The sequence below is a fragment of the Bacillus sp. NMCN1 genome (assembly GCF_002998085.1).
GTDB lineage: Bacteria > Bacillota > Bacilli > Bacillales > Bacillaceae > Bacillus.
On record NZ_PVQL01000007.1, the window covers coordinates 1 to 18357 of the forward strand.

General features: G+C 40.3%; 17 protein-coding genes, 1 tRNA gene, 2 rRNA genes, 1 other RNA gene, 1 pseudogene and 1 other annotated feature. Of the genes and pseudogenes, 16 read left to right on the plus strand and 6 right to left on the minus strand.

Going from position 1 to position 18357, the window contains the following annotated elements; all coding sequences use genetic code 11:
• Positions 1 to 7 precede the first annotated feature (7 nt).
• Positions 8 to 123, plus strand: a 5S ribosomal RNA gene (gene rrf / locus C6W21_RS18725).
• A gap of 11 nt (positions 124 to 134) precedes the next feature.
• Here rrf and C6W21_RS18730 read toward each other — a convergent pair.
• A complete protein-coding gene (locus C6W21_RS18730; protein WP_106052441.1) occupies positions 135 to 1103 on the minus strand; it encodes a YaaC family protein in 969 nt (322 codons plus the stop codon).
• Positions 1104 to 1224: 121 nt separating this feature from the next.
• Between C6W21_RS18730 and guaB the strand changes: the two genes are divergently transcribed.
• Both guaB and C6W21_RS18740 read left to right on the plus strand, forming a co-directional pair.
• Entirely contained in the window at positions 1225 to 2691 is a 1467-nt protein-coding gene (gene guaB, locus C6W21_RS18735) for an IMP dehydrogenase (protein WP_003218109.1), read from the plus strand.
• Between the two features lie 160 nt (positions 2692 to 2851).
• Positions 2852 to 4177 (plus strand): D-alanyl-D-alanine carboxypeptidase family protein, encoded by a 1326-nt coding sequence (locus tag C6W21_RS18740; protein WP_106052443.1) that lies wholly within the window; start codon positions 2852 to 2854, stop codon positions 4175 to 4177.
• A gap of 41 nt (positions 4178 to 4218) precedes the next feature.
• On the opposite strand, the gene pdxR is transcribed toward C6W21_RS18740, so the two are convergent.
• Complete coding sequence (gene pdxR / locus C6W21_RS18745; RefSeq protein WP_106052445.1) at positions 4219 to 5697, minus strand: MocR-like pyridoxine biosynthesis transcription factor PdxR; 1479 nt, start codon at positions 5695 to 5697, stop codon at positions 4219 to 4221.
• Positions 5698 to 5942: 245 nt separating this feature from the next.
• Here pdxR and pdxS point away from each other — a divergent pair, with 245 nt between their 5' ends.
• From pdxS to C6W21_RS18770, 5 genes and pseudogenes are all read left to right on the plus strand, one after another.
• On the plus strand, positions 5943 to 6827 hold the full coding sequence (pdxS, locus tag C6W21_RS18750; RefSeq protein ID WP_034666107.1) for a pyridoxal 5'-phosphate synthase lyase subunit PdxS: 885 nt from the start codon (positions 5943 to 5945) through the stop codon (positions 6825 to 6827).
• Between the two features lie 20 nt (positions 6828 to 6847).
• Entirely contained in the window at positions 6848 to 7438 is a 591-nt protein-coding gene (pdxT, locus tag C6W21_RS18755) for a pyridoxal 5'-phosphate synthase glutaminase subunit PdxT (RefSeq protein ID WP_106052447.1), read from the plus strand.
• Between the two features lie 53 nt (positions 7439 to 7491).
• Positions 7492 to 7708: a binding site (T-box leader), on the plus strand.
• Positions 7709 to 7757: 49 nt separating this feature from the next.
• A complete protein-coding gene (serS, locus tag C6W21_RS18760; protein WP_106052449.1) occupies positions 7758 to 9032 on the plus strand; it encodes a serine--tRNA ligase in 1275 nt (424 codons plus the stop codon).
• A gap of 597 nt (positions 9033 to 9629) precedes the next feature.
• A pseudogene (locus tag C6W21_RS19545) lies at positions 9630 to 9965 on the plus strand (methyl-accepting chemotaxis protein); the annotation flags it as partial.
• A gap of 128 nt (positions 9966 to 10093) precedes the next feature.
• Positions 10094 to 10186, plus strand: a tRNA-Ser gene (locus C6W21_RS18770).
• An 88-nt stretch (positions 10187 to 10274) separates the two neighbouring features.
• On the opposite strand, the gene C6W21_RS18775 is transcribed toward C6W21_RS18770, so the two are convergent.
• The 4 genes from C6W21_RS18775 to C6W21_RS18790 all read right to left on the minus strand — a co-directional run bounded on the left by C6W21_RS18775 (position 10275) and on the right by C6W21_RS18790 (position 13535).
• Positions 10275 to 10934 (minus strand): deoxynucleoside kinase, encoded by a 660-nt coding sequence (locus tag C6W21_RS18775; RefSeq protein WP_106031974.1) that lies wholly within the window; start codon positions 10932 to 10934, stop codon positions 10275 to 10277.
• Positions 10931 to 11554, minus strand: coding sequence for a deoxynucleoside kinase (locus tag C6W21_RS18780; RefSeq protein ID WP_106052453.1), 624 nt, complete (start codon positions 11552 to 11554; stop codon positions 10931 to 10933). Before C6W21_RS18780 ends, C6W21_RS18775 begins: the two co-directional genes overlap by 4 nt.
• Before the next feature lie 79 nt (positions 11555 to 11633).
• Positions 11634 to 12881, minus strand: a complete 1248-nt coding sequence (locus tag C6W21_RS18785; RefSeq protein WP_411266048.1) for a glycoside hydrolase family 18 protein — start codon at positions 12879 to 12881, stop codon at positions 11634 to 11636.
• Between the two features lie 99 nt (positions 12882 to 12980).
• Entirely contained in the window at positions 12981 to 13535 is a 555-nt protein-coding gene (locus C6W21_RS18790; RefSeq protein WP_106052457.1) for a cysteine hydrolase family protein, read from the minus strand.
• A gap of 79 nt (positions 13536 to 13614) precedes the next feature.
• Between C6W21_RS18790 and tadA the strand changes: the two genes are divergently transcribed.
• From tadA to C6W21_RS18830, 8 genes are all read left to right on the plus strand, one after another.
• Positions 13615 to 14091 carry a tRNA adenosine(34) deaminase TadA gene (gene tadA, locus C6W21_RS18795; RefSeq protein ID WP_106052459.1) on the plus strand — a complete coding sequence of 159 codons (477 nt, stop codon included), beginning with the start codon at positions 13615 to 13617 and terminating at the stop codon, positions 14089 to 14091.
• A gap of 76 nt (positions 14092 to 14167) precedes the next feature.
• Positions 14168 to 14432, plus strand: an RNA gene (gene ffs / locus C6W21_RS18800) — signal recognition particle sRNA large type.
• Positions 14433 to 14761: 329 nt separating this feature from the next.
• The gene (gene dnaX / locus C6W21_RS18805; RefSeq protein WP_106052461.1) at positions 14762 to 16474 is read left to right on the plus strand and encodes a DNA polymerase III subunit gamma/tau; all 1713 of its coding nucleotides are present in this window, start codon (positions 14762 to 14764) and stop codon (positions 16472 to 16474) included.
• Positions 16475 to 16500: 26 nt separating this feature from the next.
• Positions 16501 to 16824, plus strand: coding sequence for a YbaB/EbfC family nucleoid-associated protein (locus tag C6W21_RS18810; protein WP_008342011.1), 324 nt, complete (start codon positions 16501 to 16503; stop codon positions 16822 to 16824).
• Between the two features lie 15 nt (positions 16825 to 16839).
• Positions 16840 to 17436: a recombination protein RecR gene (recR, locus tag C6W21_RS18815; protein ID WP_003218094.1), complete on the plus strand. Its 597-nt coding sequence runs from the start codon at positions 16840 to 16842 to the stop codon at positions 17434 to 17436.
• Positions 17437 to 17454: 18 nt separating this feature from the next.
• The gene (locus tag C6W21_RS18820; protein ID WP_003218088.1) at positions 17455 to 17679 is read left to right on the plus strand and encodes a YaaL family protein; all 225 of its coding nucleotides are present in this window, start codon (positions 17455 to 17457) and stop codon (positions 17677 to 17679) included.
• Between the two features lie 66 nt (positions 17680 to 17745).
• Positions 17746 to 18009, plus strand: coding sequence for a pro-sigmaK processing inhibitor BofA family protein (locus C6W21_RS18825; protein ID WP_008342006.1), 264 nt, complete (start codon positions 17746 to 17748; stop codon positions 18007 to 18009).
• Between the two features lie 274 nt (positions 18010 to 18283).
• Positions 18284 to 18357: ribosomal RNA gene (locus C6W21_RS18830) — 16S ribosomal RNA — on the plus strand; the annotation flags it as partial.

Here is an 18357-nt window from a genome sequence, read left to right on the forward strand (position 1 = left end):
CATCAGGTTTGGTGGCGATAGCGAAGAGGTCACACCCGTTCCCATACCGAACACGGAAGTTAAGCTCTTCAGCGCCGATGGTAGTTGGGGGTCTCCCCCTGTGAGAGTAGGACGCCGCCAAGCTTTTCTAAGGATCAGTTCCATTCGGAACTGATCTTTTTTGTGTTTTCTTCTAATAGCATCATGATATAAGCTGGGAACTTCTCTTCGGCAATCTCCATGTAGCGTTCAATCATGACGTAATCATCACTAATGTATTGAGACAGCAGCTCGTACCACCATTCAGTTTCGTAGCGGGCAATCATACTGAGGTTATACATTAATAAGTAATGGCTGATGATCTCAGGAATCCCTAAAAATGAATCACGAGTTGACGGAATAAACCATTGATCCATTTCTAAATCATAATGAAGATGAGTAGCGAGCGCTGGATTTTCTTCTAGAGATACATCAAACGTCAGCTTTTTGGCTTCTCTTAGTTTGAGTTTCCAACTTGTATGGAACTCAAAGTATTCAATAAAGCGTTCAGCAGACATGTTATAAAGCAATGGAATATGATCTTGAATCATCATCCCATTAGCCTTTTCCACTTTAACTAAAGTCGAGGGCTGCTTTTGAAACTCCAGAATATGACTCATTTCAGGTATCTTTGAAAGGAGATGAATCATCATAAATCGCTCATCTTCAAGACCATTTAAATGAAATAGATGCTTTAACACATGCATGCATAGTCCATTTCGCTGAATTTTCACTTCATCTTCACTAAAACGGTAGTGCTGTTTCTTTCTCTTTCTCGATGTTACACCATGGGCTAAAACAGAGGTTTGAGAAGGATAGTGAGGATCAACTGTCAGTAAACATGCCTTTAACAACTGAGCCATTCCATAAAATAATAAAATGGGCTTCAGTTCTAGTGGGGCGATAGCTGCCTGTTCGTAGAACGTATGGCCATGCTTTAAAAAGTAAATAAACCGTTCACAGTTTTTATAGGATTGCTGGTTTGCATCTTGAATTCCCCGTTTCTCATATTGTTGATATAGAAACTTTTGGGAAGTTTCGAGTGAGTAAAAACGTTTTAAATCCTTCCATCCTGAACTTTTCATCTTCTTCCTCAACTCTCTTTATATTTTCTAAAAATTGCAACTGTTTGTTGCTTCCTTGACATGCTGTTTCCTAGTTGATAATCTACATATAATATTTTGCCGAAAAGAGGGGGATTTACTAATGTGGGAAAGTAAATTTTCAAAAGAAGGTTTGACGTTTGACGATGTTTTGCTTGTTCCAGCTAAGTCTGAAGTACTTCCGCGTGATGTCGATTTATCAGTTGAGTTAACAAGCACATTAAAACTAAACATTCCAATTATCAGTGCAGGAATGGACACGGTGACGGAATCACAAATGGCGATTGCAATGGCACGTCAAGGTGGTCTTGGTATCATTCATAAGAACATGTCTATTGAGCAACAAGCAGAACAAGTGGATAAAGTAAAACGCTCAGAGCGCGGCGTTATTACAAATCCATTCTTCTTAACACCTGAGCATCAAGTATTTGATGCAGAGCACCTAATGGGTAAATACCGTATTTCAGGTGTACCGATTGTAAATAACATAGAAGATCAAAAGCTTGTTGGTATTATTACGAACCGTGACCTTCGTTTTATTTCGGATTATTCAATGAAGATTAGCGATGTGATGACAAAAGAGGAACTTGTGACAGCTTCTGTAGGTACGACGTTAGAAGAAGCTGAAAAAATCTTACAGCAATATAAAATTGAAAAATTACCTCTTTTAGATGACGAAGGAACGTTAAAAGGTCTCATCACCATCAAAGATATTGAAAAAGTGATCGAATTCCCTAACTCCTCTAAAGATGCACATGGCCGTTTAATTGTTGGTGCCGCTGTTGGTGTCACTGGCGATACAATGACTCGTGTGAGAAAATTAGTCGAAGCCAATGTGGATGTCGTTGTCATTGATACTGCACATGGTCATTCACAAGGTGTTCTAAACACTGTATCGAAAATCCGTGAAACGTATCCTTCTCTTAATATCATTGCTGGTAATGTGGCAACAGCTGAAGCAACAAAAGCATTGTTTGAAGCAGGAGCAGATATTGTGAAAGTCGGTATCGGACCAGGATCTATTTGTACAACACGTGTTGTTGCAGGTGTTGGTGTACCACAAATCACAGCGATCTATGACTGTGCAACAGAAGCAAGAAAACATGGTAAAGCTATTATTGCAGATGGTGGAATTAAATATTCAGGTGATATCGTAAAAGCTCTAGCATCTGGTGGACATGCAGTTATGCTTGGAAGCCTTCTAGCTGGTACATCTGAAAGCCCAGGAGACACAGAAATTTTCCAAGGTAGACGCTTCAAAGTTTATCGCGGTATGGGTTCAGTCGCTGCAATGGAAAAAGGAAGTAAAGATCGTTACTTCCAAGAAGATAATAAAAAATTCGTTCCAGAAGGTATTGAAGGTCGTACACCATACAAAGGACCAGTCGTTGATACAGTGTATCAATTAGTTGGCGGTATCCGTTCTGGTATGGGCTATTGTGGAACGCAGGACTTACGATCACTTAGAGAAGATGCACAGTTCATTCGCATGACTGGTGCAGGACTTCGTGAGAGTCATCCACATGATGTACAAATTACAAAAGAATCACCAAACTACACAATTTCTTGATAAATTGTGACAATCAAATTACATTTGACAGGGTCTATGACTCTGTCTATTTTTTTTGTCTTTATTGTGATAAAATTTATACTGTTGTGTTGAAATAAGCCCTTGTGGATTAAATATATATGAAATACGTCGAAAAAAGATGAATACGGAGGTATGACGATTGAACAGCAAGATGTTGAAACAGCTTATGGTCTCTATCCTTGCACTGGCATTGATTGTGACAGCATTTACACCAATGTCCAAAGCAAAAGCAGCTGAAGATCCATTCAATGTGAATGCGAAAGCAGCGATCCTAATTGAAGCTTCTACAGGTAAAATTCTTTATAGTAAAAACGCAGAACAAAGACTGCCTATTGCAAGTATGGCAAAGATGATGACAGAGTATCTATTACTAGAGGCGATTGCTGAAGGCAAAGTGAAATGGGATCAAACGTATACGCCAGATGATTATGTATACGAAATTTCTCAGGACCGCAGCTTATCAAACGTTCCTTTGAGAAAAGATGGCTCGTATACAGTGAAAGAACTTTATCAAGCTACGGCTATTTATTCGGCAAATGCAGCAGCGATTGGCTTAGCAGAAGTGATTGCTGGATCAGAATCGAAGTTCGTTGAAAAAATGAACGCAAAAGCGAAAGAACTTGGTTTAACAAACTACAAATTCGTGAATGCAACTGGACTAGAAAATAAAGACTTACATGGCAAACAGCCAAAAGGTACAGGTCCGGATGAAGAAAGTGAAGTATCTGCGAAAGACATGGCATTGCTTGCACAGCATCTCATCAAAGACCATCCAGAAATTCTTGAAACATCAAGTATCGCGAAAACAAAGTTCAGAGAAGGCACAGACGATGAAATGGACATGCCTAACTGGAACTTCATGCTTAAAGGACTTGTGAAGGAATATGAAGGTGTAGACGGTCTGAAAACAGGTTCTACGGATTCAGCTGGTTCTAGCTTCACAGGTACCGCTAAACAAGGTGATATGCGTGTCATCGCAGTGATCTTAAATGCAAAAGGCAATCTTCATACAGCACGTTTCGACGTGGCGAAAAAACTGTTCGACTATGCGTTTAAAAACTTCACGATGAAAGAAATGTACAAAAAAGGTCAACAGATCAAAGGACATGAAAACATCGAAGTTGATAAAGGCAAAGACAAAGAAGTACCTGTCGTCACGAAAGAAGCTTTCTCTGTGCCAGTAAAAAATGGCGACGAAAAGAGCTTTAAAGCAAAAGTAAATATCGAGAAAAAGAAACTAGAAGCTCCTATTAAAAAAGGAACGAAGGTTGGCATGCTGACGACTTCTTATTCTGGTGATGAGAAGGACTACGGCTATTTAAATAAAGATCAATCAGGTGTTGAGCTTATAACGAAAACAGGTGATGAAAAAGCAAACTGGTTCATCCTTGCAATGCGTGGTGTAGGAGGATTCTTCGCTGGCATTTGGGGCGGAATCGTTGACACAGTAAAAGGTTGGTTCTAATAAAAAACTGCTCTCTATGCATGAGAGCAGTTTTTTTATCGTTAAAAGAATAGCGATTGTTTATGATTTTGAGGAGTGGACAAGGCTTGCTGAAAAATACCACATAACTTTTCCACGCCTTCAGTTAGTGCCTTTTCATTCACATAAGAAAAGCTGAGGCGGATATAGTTTTGCTTCGGTTCTCCAGGATAGCACACAGAGCCAGGCAGAAAGGTAATTTGCTGCTTACGTGCTTCATGCAGCAGTGCACGTGTATCGACCCAGGAAGGAAAGCTAAGCCATAAATTGAGCCCGCCCTGAGGAATTTGCCACGTCACATCTTTTGGTGCATGCTTCGTTAATACATCCATCATTAAATCGCGTCTCACCTTCAAGGCGGTTCTCAGCTTTTTCGTATGATCAATCATTTTCTTCGAAGTCAGAAACGGCAGAATGGCTTTTTGTGTGAGAAGAGGGCTGCCTAAATCATTATTGGCCTTTGCAGCTAATAAACGATTAAATATCGAGCCTGATGCGGTGATAATTCCAATTCTGCATCCTGGAGCCAGTGTTTTACTTAAACCTCGTAAATAAATGACGTGTCCATCATGATCCAGACTTTTGATAGGTGCTGGCGGCTTCTTTTCAAAATAAAGCTCACGATAAGGATCATCCTCTACAATGAGACAATCAATGCTTTGAGCCAGTAAGAGAAGTTGTTTTCTGCGTTTCATTGACATACTGGCGCCAGTCGGACTGTGAAATGTAGGAATCGTGTAGATGAGCTTTGGTTTATATTTATCACAAATGCTTTGAAGTTGCTTCATGTTCATTCCTTCATGATCAACAGGGACTGTAATAATCCTCGCCCCTCTGCCCATAAAGACATCAATGGCGCCTGGATAAGTCGGTGCTTCCATGACAACTACATCATCAGGACCGATAAACGTACGTGCGACCAGATCAAGCCCTTGCTGAGAACCACTTGTTACAAGGATATTCTCAGGAGTAGAAGGCACATCCAGCTTTTCTAAAAAAGACTGAATGACCTGCCGAAGCTGAAGATCCCCTTGAATTTCCCCATACTTCGACATGATTTGAGGATGTCTGGCTAGTACATGCTGCATTTCTTTTTCTAAATACCGGTTTGGCAAAAGCCCTGGATCAATCATAGAGGAAGAAAGGTTGATCGCTTCTTCGACATAGTGATACTGAGCAAATTGAGACCGTGGTAAATAATCGGGAATGGATAACTGCCAATCGAAAGAGGTAGATGACGGAACCGGAATATCTGACTGCTTTTGCAGCTCATCCACAAACGTCCCTTTTCCTTGCACAGTCGTTAAATATCCGTCGTCCTTCAGCCGAGTGTATGCCTTTGCTGCCGTGACAAGACTCACATTCAGCTGCTTTGCTAAATCACGTACAGTCGGCAGCTTGTCTCCCTGCTGAAGTAAACCCGATTGGATGTGATCAATGATCGAAAAGTAAATCTGATTTGAAAGAGATGTATCAGAATGTCGATGGATATCAATATGCATGAGAAACCTCCATTGAGTGCAAAATTGTTATACATGGATTTGAATTGTTATAGTTACATTATAGCATGTAAATCACACTCCAAAGAAAAAATGACTAATTTTTAGCTAGAAATCGTTTACATACAAGGGTTTAGGCTTTTTTGCCGGCTGATTCAATTGTTATACTATTCTCTTTATTGTTATACTGTCTCGCTTGTATGATAAAGAGGTAAATCAATCGAATTGACAAATGGGAGGAAACAATTGTGAGCAATAAGGGAACTGAACGAGTGAAACGTGGAATGGCAGAAATGCAAAAGGGTGGCGTCATTATGGATGTCGTCAATGCTGAACAGGCAAAGATCGCAGAAGAAGCAGGTGCGGTGGCAGTTATGGCACTAGAACGAGTACCAGCTGATATCCGTGCAGCCGGCGGAGTTGCCCGTATGGCAGACCCAAGAATCGTAGAGGAAGTACAAAATGCAGTAACGATTCCAGTCATGGCAAAAGCACGTATCGGCCACATCGTCGAGGCTCGTGTTCTTGAAGCACTTGGTGTTGATTATATCGATGAGAGTGAAGTGTTGACGCCCGCAGATGAGGAATTCCATTTAAATAAAAATGAATACACAGTACCTTTTGTCTGTGGTTGCCGTGACTTAGGTGAGGCAACCCGCCGTATAGCAGAAGGAGCTTCTATGCTTCGTACGAAAGGGGAGCCTGGGACAGGCAACATTGTAGAAGCTGTCCGTCATATGAGAAAGGTCAATGCTCAGATTCGTAAAGTAGCCGCAATGAGTGAAGATGAACTGATGACAGAAGCGAAGAACCTAGGAGCACCTTATGAGTTATTGCTTCAAATCAAAAAAGACGGCAAGCTCCCAGTTGTTAACTTTGCAGCTGGAGGCGTTGCGACACCAGCTGATGCTGCGTTAATGATGCAGCTTGGAGCAGACGGTGTATTTGTTGGATCTGGTATTTTCAAATCAGACAATCCGGCGAAATTTGCAAAAGCGATTGTTGAAGCAACCACTCATTTCACAGATTACCGTCTCATTGCAGAACTTTCAAAAGAGCTTGGAACAGCCATGAAAGGAATTGAAATCTCAAATCTACTGCCAGAAGAGCGTATGCAAGAGCGTGGCTGGTAATTAAGGGAGCGCAAACGAACATGCTAACAATTGGTGTACTAGGGCTTCAAGGAGCCGTGAGAGAGCATATTCAATCGATTGAAGCTTGCGATGCAGAAGGTAAGATCATTAAACGAGCAGAAGAGCTAGCATCCGTTGACGGTCTTATTATCCCTGGTGGAGAAAGCACGACGATGAGGAGACTCATGGATACGTACCAATTCATTGAACCGATTAAAGCGTTCGCTGCAGAAGGGAAACCGATTTTCGGGACATGTGCAGGTTTGATTATGCTGGCAAAGCATATAGAAGATCGAGACGATGCTCATCTTGGATTGTTAAATGTATCCGTTGCACGGAATTCATTTGGCAGACAGGTAGACAGCTTTGAAGCAGATTTAGAAGTAAAAGGACTGGATGCGCCGTTTACAGGAGTGTTCATCCGTGCGCCTCATATCATCAGCGCAGGTGAGAGCGTAGAAATCATGGCTGAATATGATGGCAGGATTGTGATGGCGAAAGAAAACAATATCTTAGGCTGTTCTTTTCATCCAGAGCTGACAGACGATCACCGGTTAACGCAGCTGTTTGTTGAAATGGTGAAGTCCTATAAAACGAAGCTCGCTGTATAAAACGGTTGAAAAGAGATAAAACTTATAGTACATTAAAATCACAATCAAAGATCGAAAAAGCGTTGACGGGAAATAGTAAGAAGCCCCTCTTTCTCAGAGAGCCGATGGTTGGTGCGAATCGGTGAAAGATGCAGTCTGAATCCATCCTTGAGCGAAATGCTGAAACACGAGAAGTAAGCATTTACGGTGATACCGTTACAGAGGAAAGAGGAAAGCATGCTTCTGCATGTTTTCAATCAGGGTGGCAACGCGAGAGCTCTCGTCCCTTTCATGGGATGAGGGCTCTTTTTATTTTTCGATAAAAAAAGGAGTGTTACACATGCTGGATATTAAACAACTGCGCACAGACTTTGATCAAATCAAAGAAAAATTAGCACACCGAGGCGAAGATTTAGCGGATTTTGATAAGTTTGGTGAGCTGGATCAAAAAAGAAGAGAACTAATCGGAAAAACAGAAGAATTAAAGAGCCGAAGAAATGAAGTATCACAGCAAGTGGCCGTTCTAAAAAGAGAAAAGAAAGACGCCGACCACATTATTCAAGAAATGCGTGAGGTAGGAGATGAGATTAAGAAGCTGGATGATGAGCTAAGAACAGTAGAAGAAAGCTTGCAGCACATCCTTTTCTCTATTCCGAATATCCCTCATGACACTGTACCAGTTGGGGAAACAGAAGATGACAACGTGGAAGTGAGAAAATGGGGCGAACAGCCGACATTCTCATTTGAGCCAAAACCACATTGGGACGTAGCGGATGAGTTAAGCATTCTCGATTTTGAACGCGCAGGAAAAGTCACAGGAAGCCGTTTCGTTTTTTATAAAGGGCTTGGCGCACGCTTAGAGCGTGCACTATATAACTTTATGCTCGATTTACATGTCGATGAGTTTGGTTTTACTGAAGTGCTCCCACCTTACATGGTCAACAGAGCAAGCATGACAGGGACTGGGCAGCTTCCAAAATTCGAAGAGGATGCCTTTAAAATCCGTGAAGAAGATTATTTCCTCATTCCAACAGCTGAAGTGCCGATTACCAACATGCACCGTGACGAAATCCTTGAAGGTGAACAGCTGCCAATCAATTATGCTGCATTCAGTGCCTGCTTTAGATCAGAGGCTGGATCTGCCGGCAGAGATACACGCGGACTCATCCGTCAGCATCAATTTAATAAGGTAGAGCTCGTGAAATTTGTCAGACCTGAAGATTCTTATGAAGAATTAGAGAAACTAACAAATCAAGCAGAAAAAGTCCTTCAGCTATTAAACCTGCCATACCGTGTCATGAGCATGTGTACGGGAGATTTAGGCTTCACGGCTGCGAAGAAATACGACATCGAAGTATGGATTCCGAGCCAAAATACGTATCGTGAAATTTCTTCTTGCAGTAACTTCGAAGCATTCCAAGCAAGACGTGCAAACATTCGATTCCGTCCAGAGCCTAAAGCCAAGCCAGAGCATGTTCACACATTAAATGGATCTGGTTTAGCAGTAGGAAGAACCGTGGCGGCTATTTTAGAAAACTATCAACAAGAGGACGGCACAGTGATTATTCCTGAAGTACTGCGTCCTTATATGGGAAATAAAGAAGTGATGAAATAAGATGCCGCTATGGCATCTTATTTCTTTTTACCAAAAGTCCTACAGTTTTCCTAAATTTAGCCGATAGATAGACTAAAAGCTTCTAGGAAAGAAGGAATAACCTTGAATAGGCTTGACTATTATGTTGAAATGGCTCAATTAATTAGAAAAGTTCTAGATGAAAGTATTCTTTTCGGCATCACTGATACAGAGAAGGTGCTTTGTTACTACCCGTCTAACACAATTGATTTTGGCATGAAAGTTGGGGACCCATTGAACCCAGAAGACCAAAACGTGGCGACGACATTAAGAGGACAAGAATATGACGGTCATTTACCAGAGTCTTTATATGGTTATGAAATTGCTGTAAAAGGTTACCCGATTTTTGATGAAGATAGAAAAGTAATTGGCTCTTTTTTAGTGGCATTTTCACATCATCGTGAAAAGAAATTAAGCGGTTATATGGAGCATATCAATGATGTAGCGAAAGAACTCCAAGGTGGAATCGAGCAAATTGCTGCGCATTCACAAGAGCTGGCTGCCACAAGTTTAGAAATAAGCGAACAGGCAGGAAGAGCGGAAGAGAAATCTGCAAATATTGAAGAAGTCGTCAAAACCATTGGCGGGATCGCTAGACAAACAAACTTGCTAGGTCTAAATGCTGCAATTGAAGCAGCAAGAGCAGGCGAGAATGGAAAAGGGTTTGCTGTCGTGGCTGATGAAGTTCGTAAATTATCAGATGGCTCAAAGGAAGCAGCTGAAACCATTAATACCTTCTTAAAAGAAATCCAAGACAGTATTGGCACTTTGTCTGAAAACATCTCACAAATCAGCAGCTCAACAAATGAACAAGCCAAACAAGTGACAGATTTTACGAAAATTATTGAATCATTAAATGAGTTTAAAGAAGAGATGAATCAGTTTATAGAAGAGATTAGACAGGATACGAAATAGATAAGAGCAGCCGTCAATGGCTGCTTTTTTATGGGCAGATCCTCATACCAAAATAACTTATTGAATTTTTTTTCGAAAAGATGTTGACTTGAAATAAAACGATATGGTATATTAATTCTTGTCGATACGGAGGAATACCCAAGTCCGGCTGAAGGGATCGGTCTTGAAAACCGACAGGGGTGTCAAAGCCCGCGGGGGTTCGAATCCCTCTTCCTCCGCCATATTGATTTTTTACCTTAGTTGAATTGAAACGCAAGCATAAAAATTGGAATTGTCAAACCGCTGCATTCGTGAAATGCAGCGGTTTTTTTATTTTGTTTTAGAGCGATTTTTTTGAATCACAGAAGCAATTTCATGAAGAATGGGATCAAGTGAGCTTTCATCATGAAGTAAGTCGTAATCTTCAATGTTAATTTTAATCACTGGGCATAAATCGAATTGTTCGATCCATTCCGTGTATCGAGTGTACATTTCTTCCCAATAGGCTCGATCAGTTTGAGTTTCCATCTCTCTGCCGCGTTCCTCAATACGATTCAAAATATGATCTAAATCTCCGTGTAAATAGATGAGAACATCAGGGTGAGGGAAGTAAGGTGTCATCACCATCGCCTCGAATAGACTCGTATACGTTTCATAATCTACTTCAGACATCGTACCTTTGTCCGCATGCATTTTTGCGAAAATGCCTGTGTCCTCATAAATTGAACGATCTTGCACATATCCTCCACCAGATTCAAAAATCCGCTTTTGCTCCTTAAAACGCTCAGCTAGGAAATAGACCTGTAAATGGAAGCTCCATCTTTGGAAATCTGAATAAAAGGGCTCTAAGTATGGGTTATCATCTACTTTTTCAAGAGAGGTTTGAAAGCCTAGCTTGTCCGCTATCGTTTTAGTCATAGTTGATTTTCCGACACCAACAGTCCCGGCGATTGTGATCACTGCATCCTTTGGTATTTCGATATTGTTCATAGCACTTGCTCCTTTATGTTCTGTACAATTTGCTGGTAATCTTGCTGTGAGGAAACGAAGTCTGTATGATCTCCTTCAATTGTAATAATAGGAAGCCCTGGATCAGTCTGTTTTAAATGTTCAATGGCCAGCTCATAATCTTCAATGAGTGTTTTTAAATAAGCCGGGTCAATGTCTTCTTCAAAAGAGCGTCCTCTCATCTGTATTCTTTCAAGTAAGGTGGGAAGGCTGGCTTTTATATAGATTATGGCATTTGGTTTAGGAAGATCATCTGTTAGCAGGTGATAGATCTTTCTGTATTTGTCCATGTGCTTTTTTGATAATGTTCTTTCTGCAAATATCATATTTTTATAGACATGATAATCAGTGACAATCGGCCGCTGTTGATTCACATAGTTTTCTTGAATAGATTCTAACTGTTTGAACCGATTGCATAAAAAGAACATCTCAAGCTGAAAGCTCCATTGTTCCATATCTTCATAAAATTTATCTAAGAATGGATTTTCTTCTACAATCTCTTTTACTAAAGGAAATTGAAATTCCTTCGCAAGCATTGTAGCCAAAGTTGTTTTCCCGGCTCCAATTGGGCCTTCCACTGCAATAAAAGGGGCAGGATACATAGGCGTTCTCCTCTATCTATAAAGTTGTCAAACCAATGTATATTGTACCATACCCCTTCTGAGAGATAGAGTGAATGGGTTACGATGTCGTTCTTTTTTCAATATTAAATTGATCTGATAATAAGAGCCAATTTTGTGGGAAGGATAGACCTAATTTCCAATAAGCAATTCCATTCAAGTTTAGCTCTTTGATGAGGTTGAACTTTGCTTGAATAGATCTAGCGTCTTCGAACCATACCTCATGTTCTTTATTATTGGCATCTGTATAACGAAAATAAGGTGCTTGTGCTGTTTCGTCGTATAGAATGGAGGCATTATTATTTCTAGCAATTGCAATCGCTTGTTGAGGACTGACAGCTTTAGCAATTGGGCCGCCTTGGACGTAAGGAAGCGTCCAATCATAGCCATATAAATTTTGTCCCATAACAATTTTATTGGCTGGCATGACGGTCAGTGCATATTCAATGACTTGGCGGACAGGTCCAATGGGAGAGACTGCTTGAGCAGGGCCGCCGCTGTATCCCCATTCATAGGTCATTAACACAACATGATCGACGATCTTCCCAATGGCTTCATAGTCATGAGCTTCATACCATTTTCCCTTTTGCTGACTACTTGTTTTAGGGGCAAGTGCAACAGATATTGTCCATCCTTCTTGATGGAAGCGGGTTGTTGCCTCTCTTAAAAATTGAATGTATGCATCTTTATCAGCGGGACGTAAATATTCAAAATCAAAATGGATTTCTTTTAATTGATACTTTTTAGCAACCCGAACAATTTCATTTAAAAATGTGGCTTTGACAGATTGGTTATTCAAAAGAATTCGCCCAAGTTCATCACTGAATTTATCATTCTCTAGGTTTGTCACCACCATCGATAAAACGGTTCTGCTCTGAGAGGCTATTTGAGGTAGCTGATCTAACGGTGGTTCTTTTAGTGTTCCGTCTCTTTGCGCTTGGAAACTAAAGGCGCCTAAATGGGTTAAATATGGAGAGGCCTCTCTAGCTGCTTGTTTTAAGTTTTCACTGACTTGATTTCCCCTTGGTTCAATGTAAGCATTCGAATTAATGTTCCTTTTCGGTCTTTGAGGAATATAGAGCAAGAAGCGAATAGGAAGTATCGCTTCAGGCCGAATTCTATTCACACGTGCCAATTCTTCCACTGAAATTCCAAATCGTCTTCCAATTTGATAAAGTGTGTCATTTTGTTTGACCTCATAAAATTGTCCTCTAATTGGAATGACAATTGTTTGTCCAATGACGAGTTGATTTGGTGTTTCAATATCGTTGGTACGGATAATTTCATTGACTGTTGTTTTAAAGCGCATGGCAATTTCGTTTAAAGTATCTCCTCTTTTGACAACATAAATTTGAATAGTCAACGCCCCCTTTGTTATTGCTAACAATTTATGAGGGTTATGGATAAATCATGTTTGATTTTCATTCGTTATCTTTTTAGCAGTGGTGATTTTTGCTAGTAGAACGTTCTCCATCATTGTTAAAGCATATTCGTTATCTCTGTCGTCATTTGATGCGATACAATCTTTAGGTACAATTAGATTGTATTCTCGCATGTATGCGTCATTTGCAGTGAACAGAACGCAAATGTTTCCTGCAATTCCAGTTAAAATGATGTCTTGTACACCTAATTCATTTAAGAGTGTCTCTAGTGCAGTTCCATAGAAGGCAGAATGCTTCGGTTTAATTAAGAAGTAATCATCTTTAGATGGTGCCATTTTCTCTAAAATAGGGTTGCTTCTTTCGTTTTTGCATGTCTCCATCACAGCTTGAATATCAGCCTTCCAGAGACCGTAGTGGTCGTTGATGTAGATGATTGGCCAATTTTCCTTGAAAGCATGATCTTTAAGAGCTAAAATCTTATTGGTCATTTGCTCTGTTTTATTAGCGAGCACATGTCCCATTTCAAAATCAAAATTATTAATCATGTCGATAATAAGCAGTGCCTTTTGGTGCTTTGACAAAGTAAGACCCCCTTTAAAAGATTGTGCTAATATGTTAACCTCAATATCCTTTTAAAAAACATGAAAAGAGAGCCGTGCTATGACGAGAGATGAACAGTTTATGCAAGAAGCTATTTCTGAAGCCTTAAAAGCAGAACAAATAGGAGAAGTACCAATCGGTGCCATCATCGTTGTTGATGACCATATTGTGAGCCGCGCTCATAATTTAAGGGAAACAGAGCAGCGTTCAATTGCACATGCAGAATTACTTGCTATTGATGAAGCATGTAAAACGACTGGAAGCTGGCGTTTAGAAGATGCTGTACTTTATGTGACGCTTGAACCATGCCCTATGTGTGCGGGAGCGATTGTCCTTTCTAGAGTGAAAAAGGTCGTTTTCGGTGCATACGATCCAAAAGGTGGATGTGCAGGTACTTTAATGAATTTACTGGATGATGAACGGTTCAATCATCAGTCTGAAGTCATTGGTGGTGTACTTGAAAATGAGTGCGGTGAGCTGTTAAGTCAGTTCTTCCGAAATCTCCGTCAGCGAAAGAAACAAGCCAAAAGTAAATGAATGGATGTCGTTTGCAATTTAGGTTATAAGAAGGTATACTTATGTCTGCGTCACTAACAATTTAATATTCATTTTGCCGTGCTAAGCGGGGAGGTAGCGGTGCCCTGTACTCGCAATCCGCTCTAGCGAGGCCGAATCCCTTCTCAAGGTTCGTTTACTTCAAGGTCTGCCTTAAATAAGTGGTGTTGACGTTTGGGTCCTGCGCAATGGGAATTCATGAACCATGTCAGGTCCGGAAGGAAGCAGCATTAAGTGAAACCTCTCATGTGCCGCAGGGTTGCCTGAGCCGAGCTAACTGTTTAAGTAACGCTTGGGGTAGCGAATCGACAGAAGGTGCACGGTAAATCAATATTAAATGTAACTCATCTAGTTAATCTAGGTGAGTTTTTTGTTGCTGTTTAAAGAATAGCTCAGCTGCTTTGTATATACAAATAGCCAAAAAATCTTTTTAGAGTCTTTTGTTTTTTCATTAATCATGATGAGAACTAATGTTCTTTATGGTGTGGCAGGTCAATTCGAAAATCTAGAAAACACGTTTTTAATTCATAGAAAGTAGAAAATCTATAGTTGAATTCATCATTTTCGCTTATTAGAAAATAAAGGTGTGCTTTTGAATTGATCGGTGCATCATGTATAATGAAAATGATGATAAATGGAGGAGGGCGTATTTGTGAGTTATCAAGCTTTGTATCGAGTGTTCAGACCTCAAGTTTTTGAGGATGTTGTTGGACAAGAACACATCACAAAAACGTTGCAAAATGCCCTTTTGCAGAAGAAGTTTTCTCATGCTTACTTATTTTCAGGTCCTAGAGGAACAGGTAAAACAAGTGCTGCTAAAATCTTTGCGAAGGCAGTGAACTGTGAAAAATCACCTGTGAGTGAACCTTGTAATGAATGTGATGCCTGTAAAGGGATCACAAATGGCTCGATTTCAGATGTGATTGAAATAGATGCTGCCTCAAACAACGGGGTAGATGAAATCCGTGATATACGTGATAAAGTGAAATTTGCTCCTTCGGCGGTTACATATAAGGTTTATATTATAGATGAAGTACATATGCTCTCTATCGGGGCATTTAATGCTCTCCTTAAAACGTTAGAGGAGCCGCCTGCTCATTGTATCTTTATTTTGGCTACCACAGAGCCTCATAAGATTCCTCTTACCATCATATCCCGTTGTCAGAGATTTGATTTTAAACGAATTACGACAAAAGATATTGTTGGAAGAATGAAGAAAATTGTAGATGCAGAAAGCCTAAATGTACAAGAGGGCTCGCTCGAGATTATCGCTAGTGCAGCTGATGGCGGTATGCGTGATGCACTAAGCCTCTTAGATCAAGCGATCTCATTTAGTGGTGAGCAGCTGACAATTGATGATGCGCTGCTCATTACAGGAGCTGTTTCTCAGCATTTCATTAGTCAGCTAGCCGAAGCAATTTTTGATCAAAATATTGCCGTGGCGTTAGATACCTTAAATGAATTACTTCAGCAGGGGAAAGATGCTGCTAAATTAATAGAGGACATGATCTTTTACTTTAGAGATATGCTGCTTTATAAAACAGCACCAGATCTTGAGGGGGTCCTTGAAAAGGTAAAGGTCGATGAAAATTTCGTGACGCTTTCGGATCGTGTGACACCTCAATTTCTATATGAAACAATTGAAGTGCTGAATAAAAGCCACCAAGAAATGAAATGGACGAATCATCCAAGGATTTTCTTTGAGGTAGCTGTTGTCAAGCTATGTCAGTCTACAACTGGAATAACACAAGCTCATGCTAACGCTGATTTAACGGCGCTAACGGAGAAAATAGACAGGTTGGAACAGGAGCTATCTAGGATAAGAGCTGAGGGTGTGCCAATGTCTCATTCTCATAATCCTCAAGAAAAAAAGGAAGCACCTCGACCACAAACGAGTAACAAAAATGGATACCGTGCACCTGTCGGCCGAATTCATGAGATTCTAAAAGAAGCAAAACGTCCAGAGCTAGAAAAAATTAAAGGCAAGTGGGGAGAACTCCTTGCCCATTTGAAACAGCAGAATAAGGTGTCTCATGCTGCGCTATTAACGGATAGTGAACCAGTTGCTGCTGCTTCTCATGCCTTTGTTTTAAAATTCAAGTTTGAAATTCACTGTAAAATGGTAGCTGAAGATAAAAGTGGTGTTCGAACCAACCTTGAGCAGCTATTAGAGTCTATGTTGGGAAAAAGAGTGGAATTAGTTGGCGTTCCTGACGCTCAATGGGGTAAAATAAGAGAAGAATTTTTGAGAGATCATCAGCCGGATGAACAAGCAGATGGTCAAGGAACTTCTACTGAAGAGGATCCATTGATTGCGGAAGCAAAGAAGTTAGTAGGAACCGATTTAATTGAAATTAAAGATTAATAAAAATGAAAGAGAGTGATGTTCATATGCGCGGTGGAATGGGAAATATGCAAAAAATGATGAAACAAATGCAAAAAATGCAAAAGGATATGGCTAAGGCTCAAGAAGAGCTTGCAGAAAAAGTCCTTGAAGGTACAGCAGGTGGCGGTATGGTCACTGTAAAAGTAAATGGACAAAAAGAAGTCGTTGATGTAGCAATCAATGAAGAAGTTGTTGATCCAGAAGATATCGATATGCTTCAAGATCTTGTACTTGCAGCAACAAACGACGCATTGAAAAAAGTCGATGAGTTAACAAATGAAACAATGGGTCAATTCACAAAAGGAATGAACATGCCAGGTTTATTCTAGGAGGAATAACTGAAGATGCAATATCCTGAACCAATATCAAAGCTGATTGACAGCTTTATGAAATTGCCAGGAATCGGACCGAAAACTGCGGTCCGTCTGGCTTTTTTTGTTCTTAGTATGCAGGAAGATGTCGTACTAGATTTCGCGAAGGCGCTTGTGAATGCAAAGCGTAATTTAACTTATTGTTCGGTATGCGGCCATATCACAGATCAAGATCCTTGCTATATTTGTGAGGATACAAGAAGAGATCAATCTGTTATCTGTGTAGTGCAAGATCCAAAAGATGTGATCGCAATGGAAAAGATGAAAGAATACAACGGCTTATACCATGTGCTTCATGGTGCCATTTCGCCGATGGACGGAATTGGCCCAGAGGATATTAAAATTCCTGACCTGTTAAAAAGATTGCAAGACGATCAAGTGACAGAGGTGATCCTTGCAACCAATCCAAACATTGAAGGAGAGGCTACAGCCATGTATATCTCTAGATTGTTGAAACCATCAGGAATTAAACTCTCACGCATTGCTCACGGACTTCCAGTAGGTGGGGACTTAGAGTATGCGGATGAAGTTACACTGTCTAAAGCTCTAGAGGGCAGACGTGAGATGTAGGAAGGAGAAGTACGGTACATGGGTTTTCTTCGCAGAAAATCAATTCGAAAAGAATTCGATGAGAAATTAATTCAACAGCTTTTTAAGCAAAAGGAAGAATGGAACAGACAAAAAAAGCTTGTCGCAAATAGCGTTGAGCCTTCACCGGACATTCTATTCGAATTAAAGCTTGCTCAAGCGAAGTACTTTTTCTATCTAAGAGAAGCGAAAAAGAGGAATTTACGTTTAAACAACTGGAGATAGCAGGTCTATTTTACATAGTCCTCTCATATGCTTGTACTATTCATATGAAGAGGAGATGAGAGGATTATGGAACCTGTTATTGTGATCGGGTCAATTTTGCTAGCTGTACTATTGTTGTTTATGTCAGGTGTTCAAGCGAACCCCTTTAAGTGGTTAGGGCTGATCGGAGTAAAGTTTGTGGCAGGTGCTCTTTTTTTATTTTGCCTTAATCTATTTGGGGAGAGTCTAGGATTACATGTCTCTATTAATCCTGTAACGAGTGGAATCAGTGGTTTATTGGGCATCCCAGGCGTAGCAGCTTTAGTCGTAATTGAAAAATTTATTATTTAATGAGAAATATTGTTGACTTTGATCCTGTATGGTGGTAAATTAATATACGTCGCTGATGACGAAGAAACGAAAAAACATTATGACAAAAAGTTGTTGACATTAACAATTTGAATATGGTATGATGTTCTAGTCGCTTCTGAAGCGGTAAACAAGTTCTTTGAAAACTAAACAAGACAAAACGTACCTGTTAATTCGAGTTTTTATAAAAAATCCTATGATACATCATAGGTAGTCAGTCAAACGCTGACGAAAAACAAAACTTCGGTTTTGTACTTTTTCGGAGAGTTTGATCCTGGCTCAGGACGAACGCTGGCGGCGTGCCTAATACATGCAAGTCGAGCGGACAGA

Excerpts from the sequence above, each read along its gene's own strand:
- C6W21_RS18730 (WP_106052441.1), bottom strand. The coding sequence starts at position 1,103 with ATGAAAAGTTCAGGATGGAAGGATTTAAAACGTTTTTACTCACTCGAA.
- guaB (WP_003218109.1), top strand. The coding sequence starts at position 1,225 with ATGTGGGAAAGTAAATTTTCAAAAGAAGGTTTGACGTTTGACGATGTT.
- pdxR (WP_106052445.1), bottom strand. The coding sequence starts at position 5,697 with ATGCATATTGATATCCATCGACATTCTGATACATCTCTTTCAAATCAG.
- pdxT (WP_106052447.1), top strand. The coding sequence starts at position 6,848 with ATGCTAACAATTGGTGTACTAGGGCTTCAAGGAGCCGTGAGAGAGCAT.
- serS (WP_106052449.1), top strand. The coding sequence starts at position 7,758 with ATGCTGGATATTAAACAACTGCGCACAGACTTTGATCAAATCAAAGAA.
- C6W21_RS18775 (WP_106031974.1), bottom strand. The coding sequence starts at position 10,934 with ATGAACAATATCGAAATACCAAAGGATGCAGTGATCACAATCGCCGGG.
- C6W21_RS18780 (WP_106052453.1), bottom strand. The coding sequence starts at position 11,554 with ATGTATCCTGCCCCTTTTATTGCAGTGGAAGGCCCAATTGGAGCCGGG.
- C6W21_RS18785 (WP_411266048.1), bottom strand. The coding sequence starts at position 12,881 with ATGCGCTTTAAAACAACAGTCAATGAAATTATCCGTACCAACGATATT.
- tadA (WP_106052459.1), top strand. The coding sequence starts at position 13,615 with ATGACGAGAGATGAACAGTTTATGCAAGAAGCTATTTCTGAAGCCTTA.
- C6W21_RS18810 (WP_008342011.1), top strand. The coding sequence starts at position 16,501 with ATGCGCGGTGGAATGGGAAATATGCAAAAAATGATGAAACAAATGCAA.
- recR (WP_003218094.1), top strand. The coding sequence starts at position 16,840 with ATGCAATATCCTGAACCAATATCAAAGCTGATTGACAGCTTTATGAAA.
- C6W21_RS18820 (WP_003218088.1), top strand. The coding sequence starts at position 17,455 with ATGGGTTTTCTTCGCAGAAAATCAATTCGAAAAGAATTCGATGAGAAA.
- C6W21_RS18825 (WP_008342006.1), top strand. The coding sequence starts at position 17,746 with ATGGAACCTGTTATTGTGATCGGGTCAATTTTGCTAGCTGTACTATTG.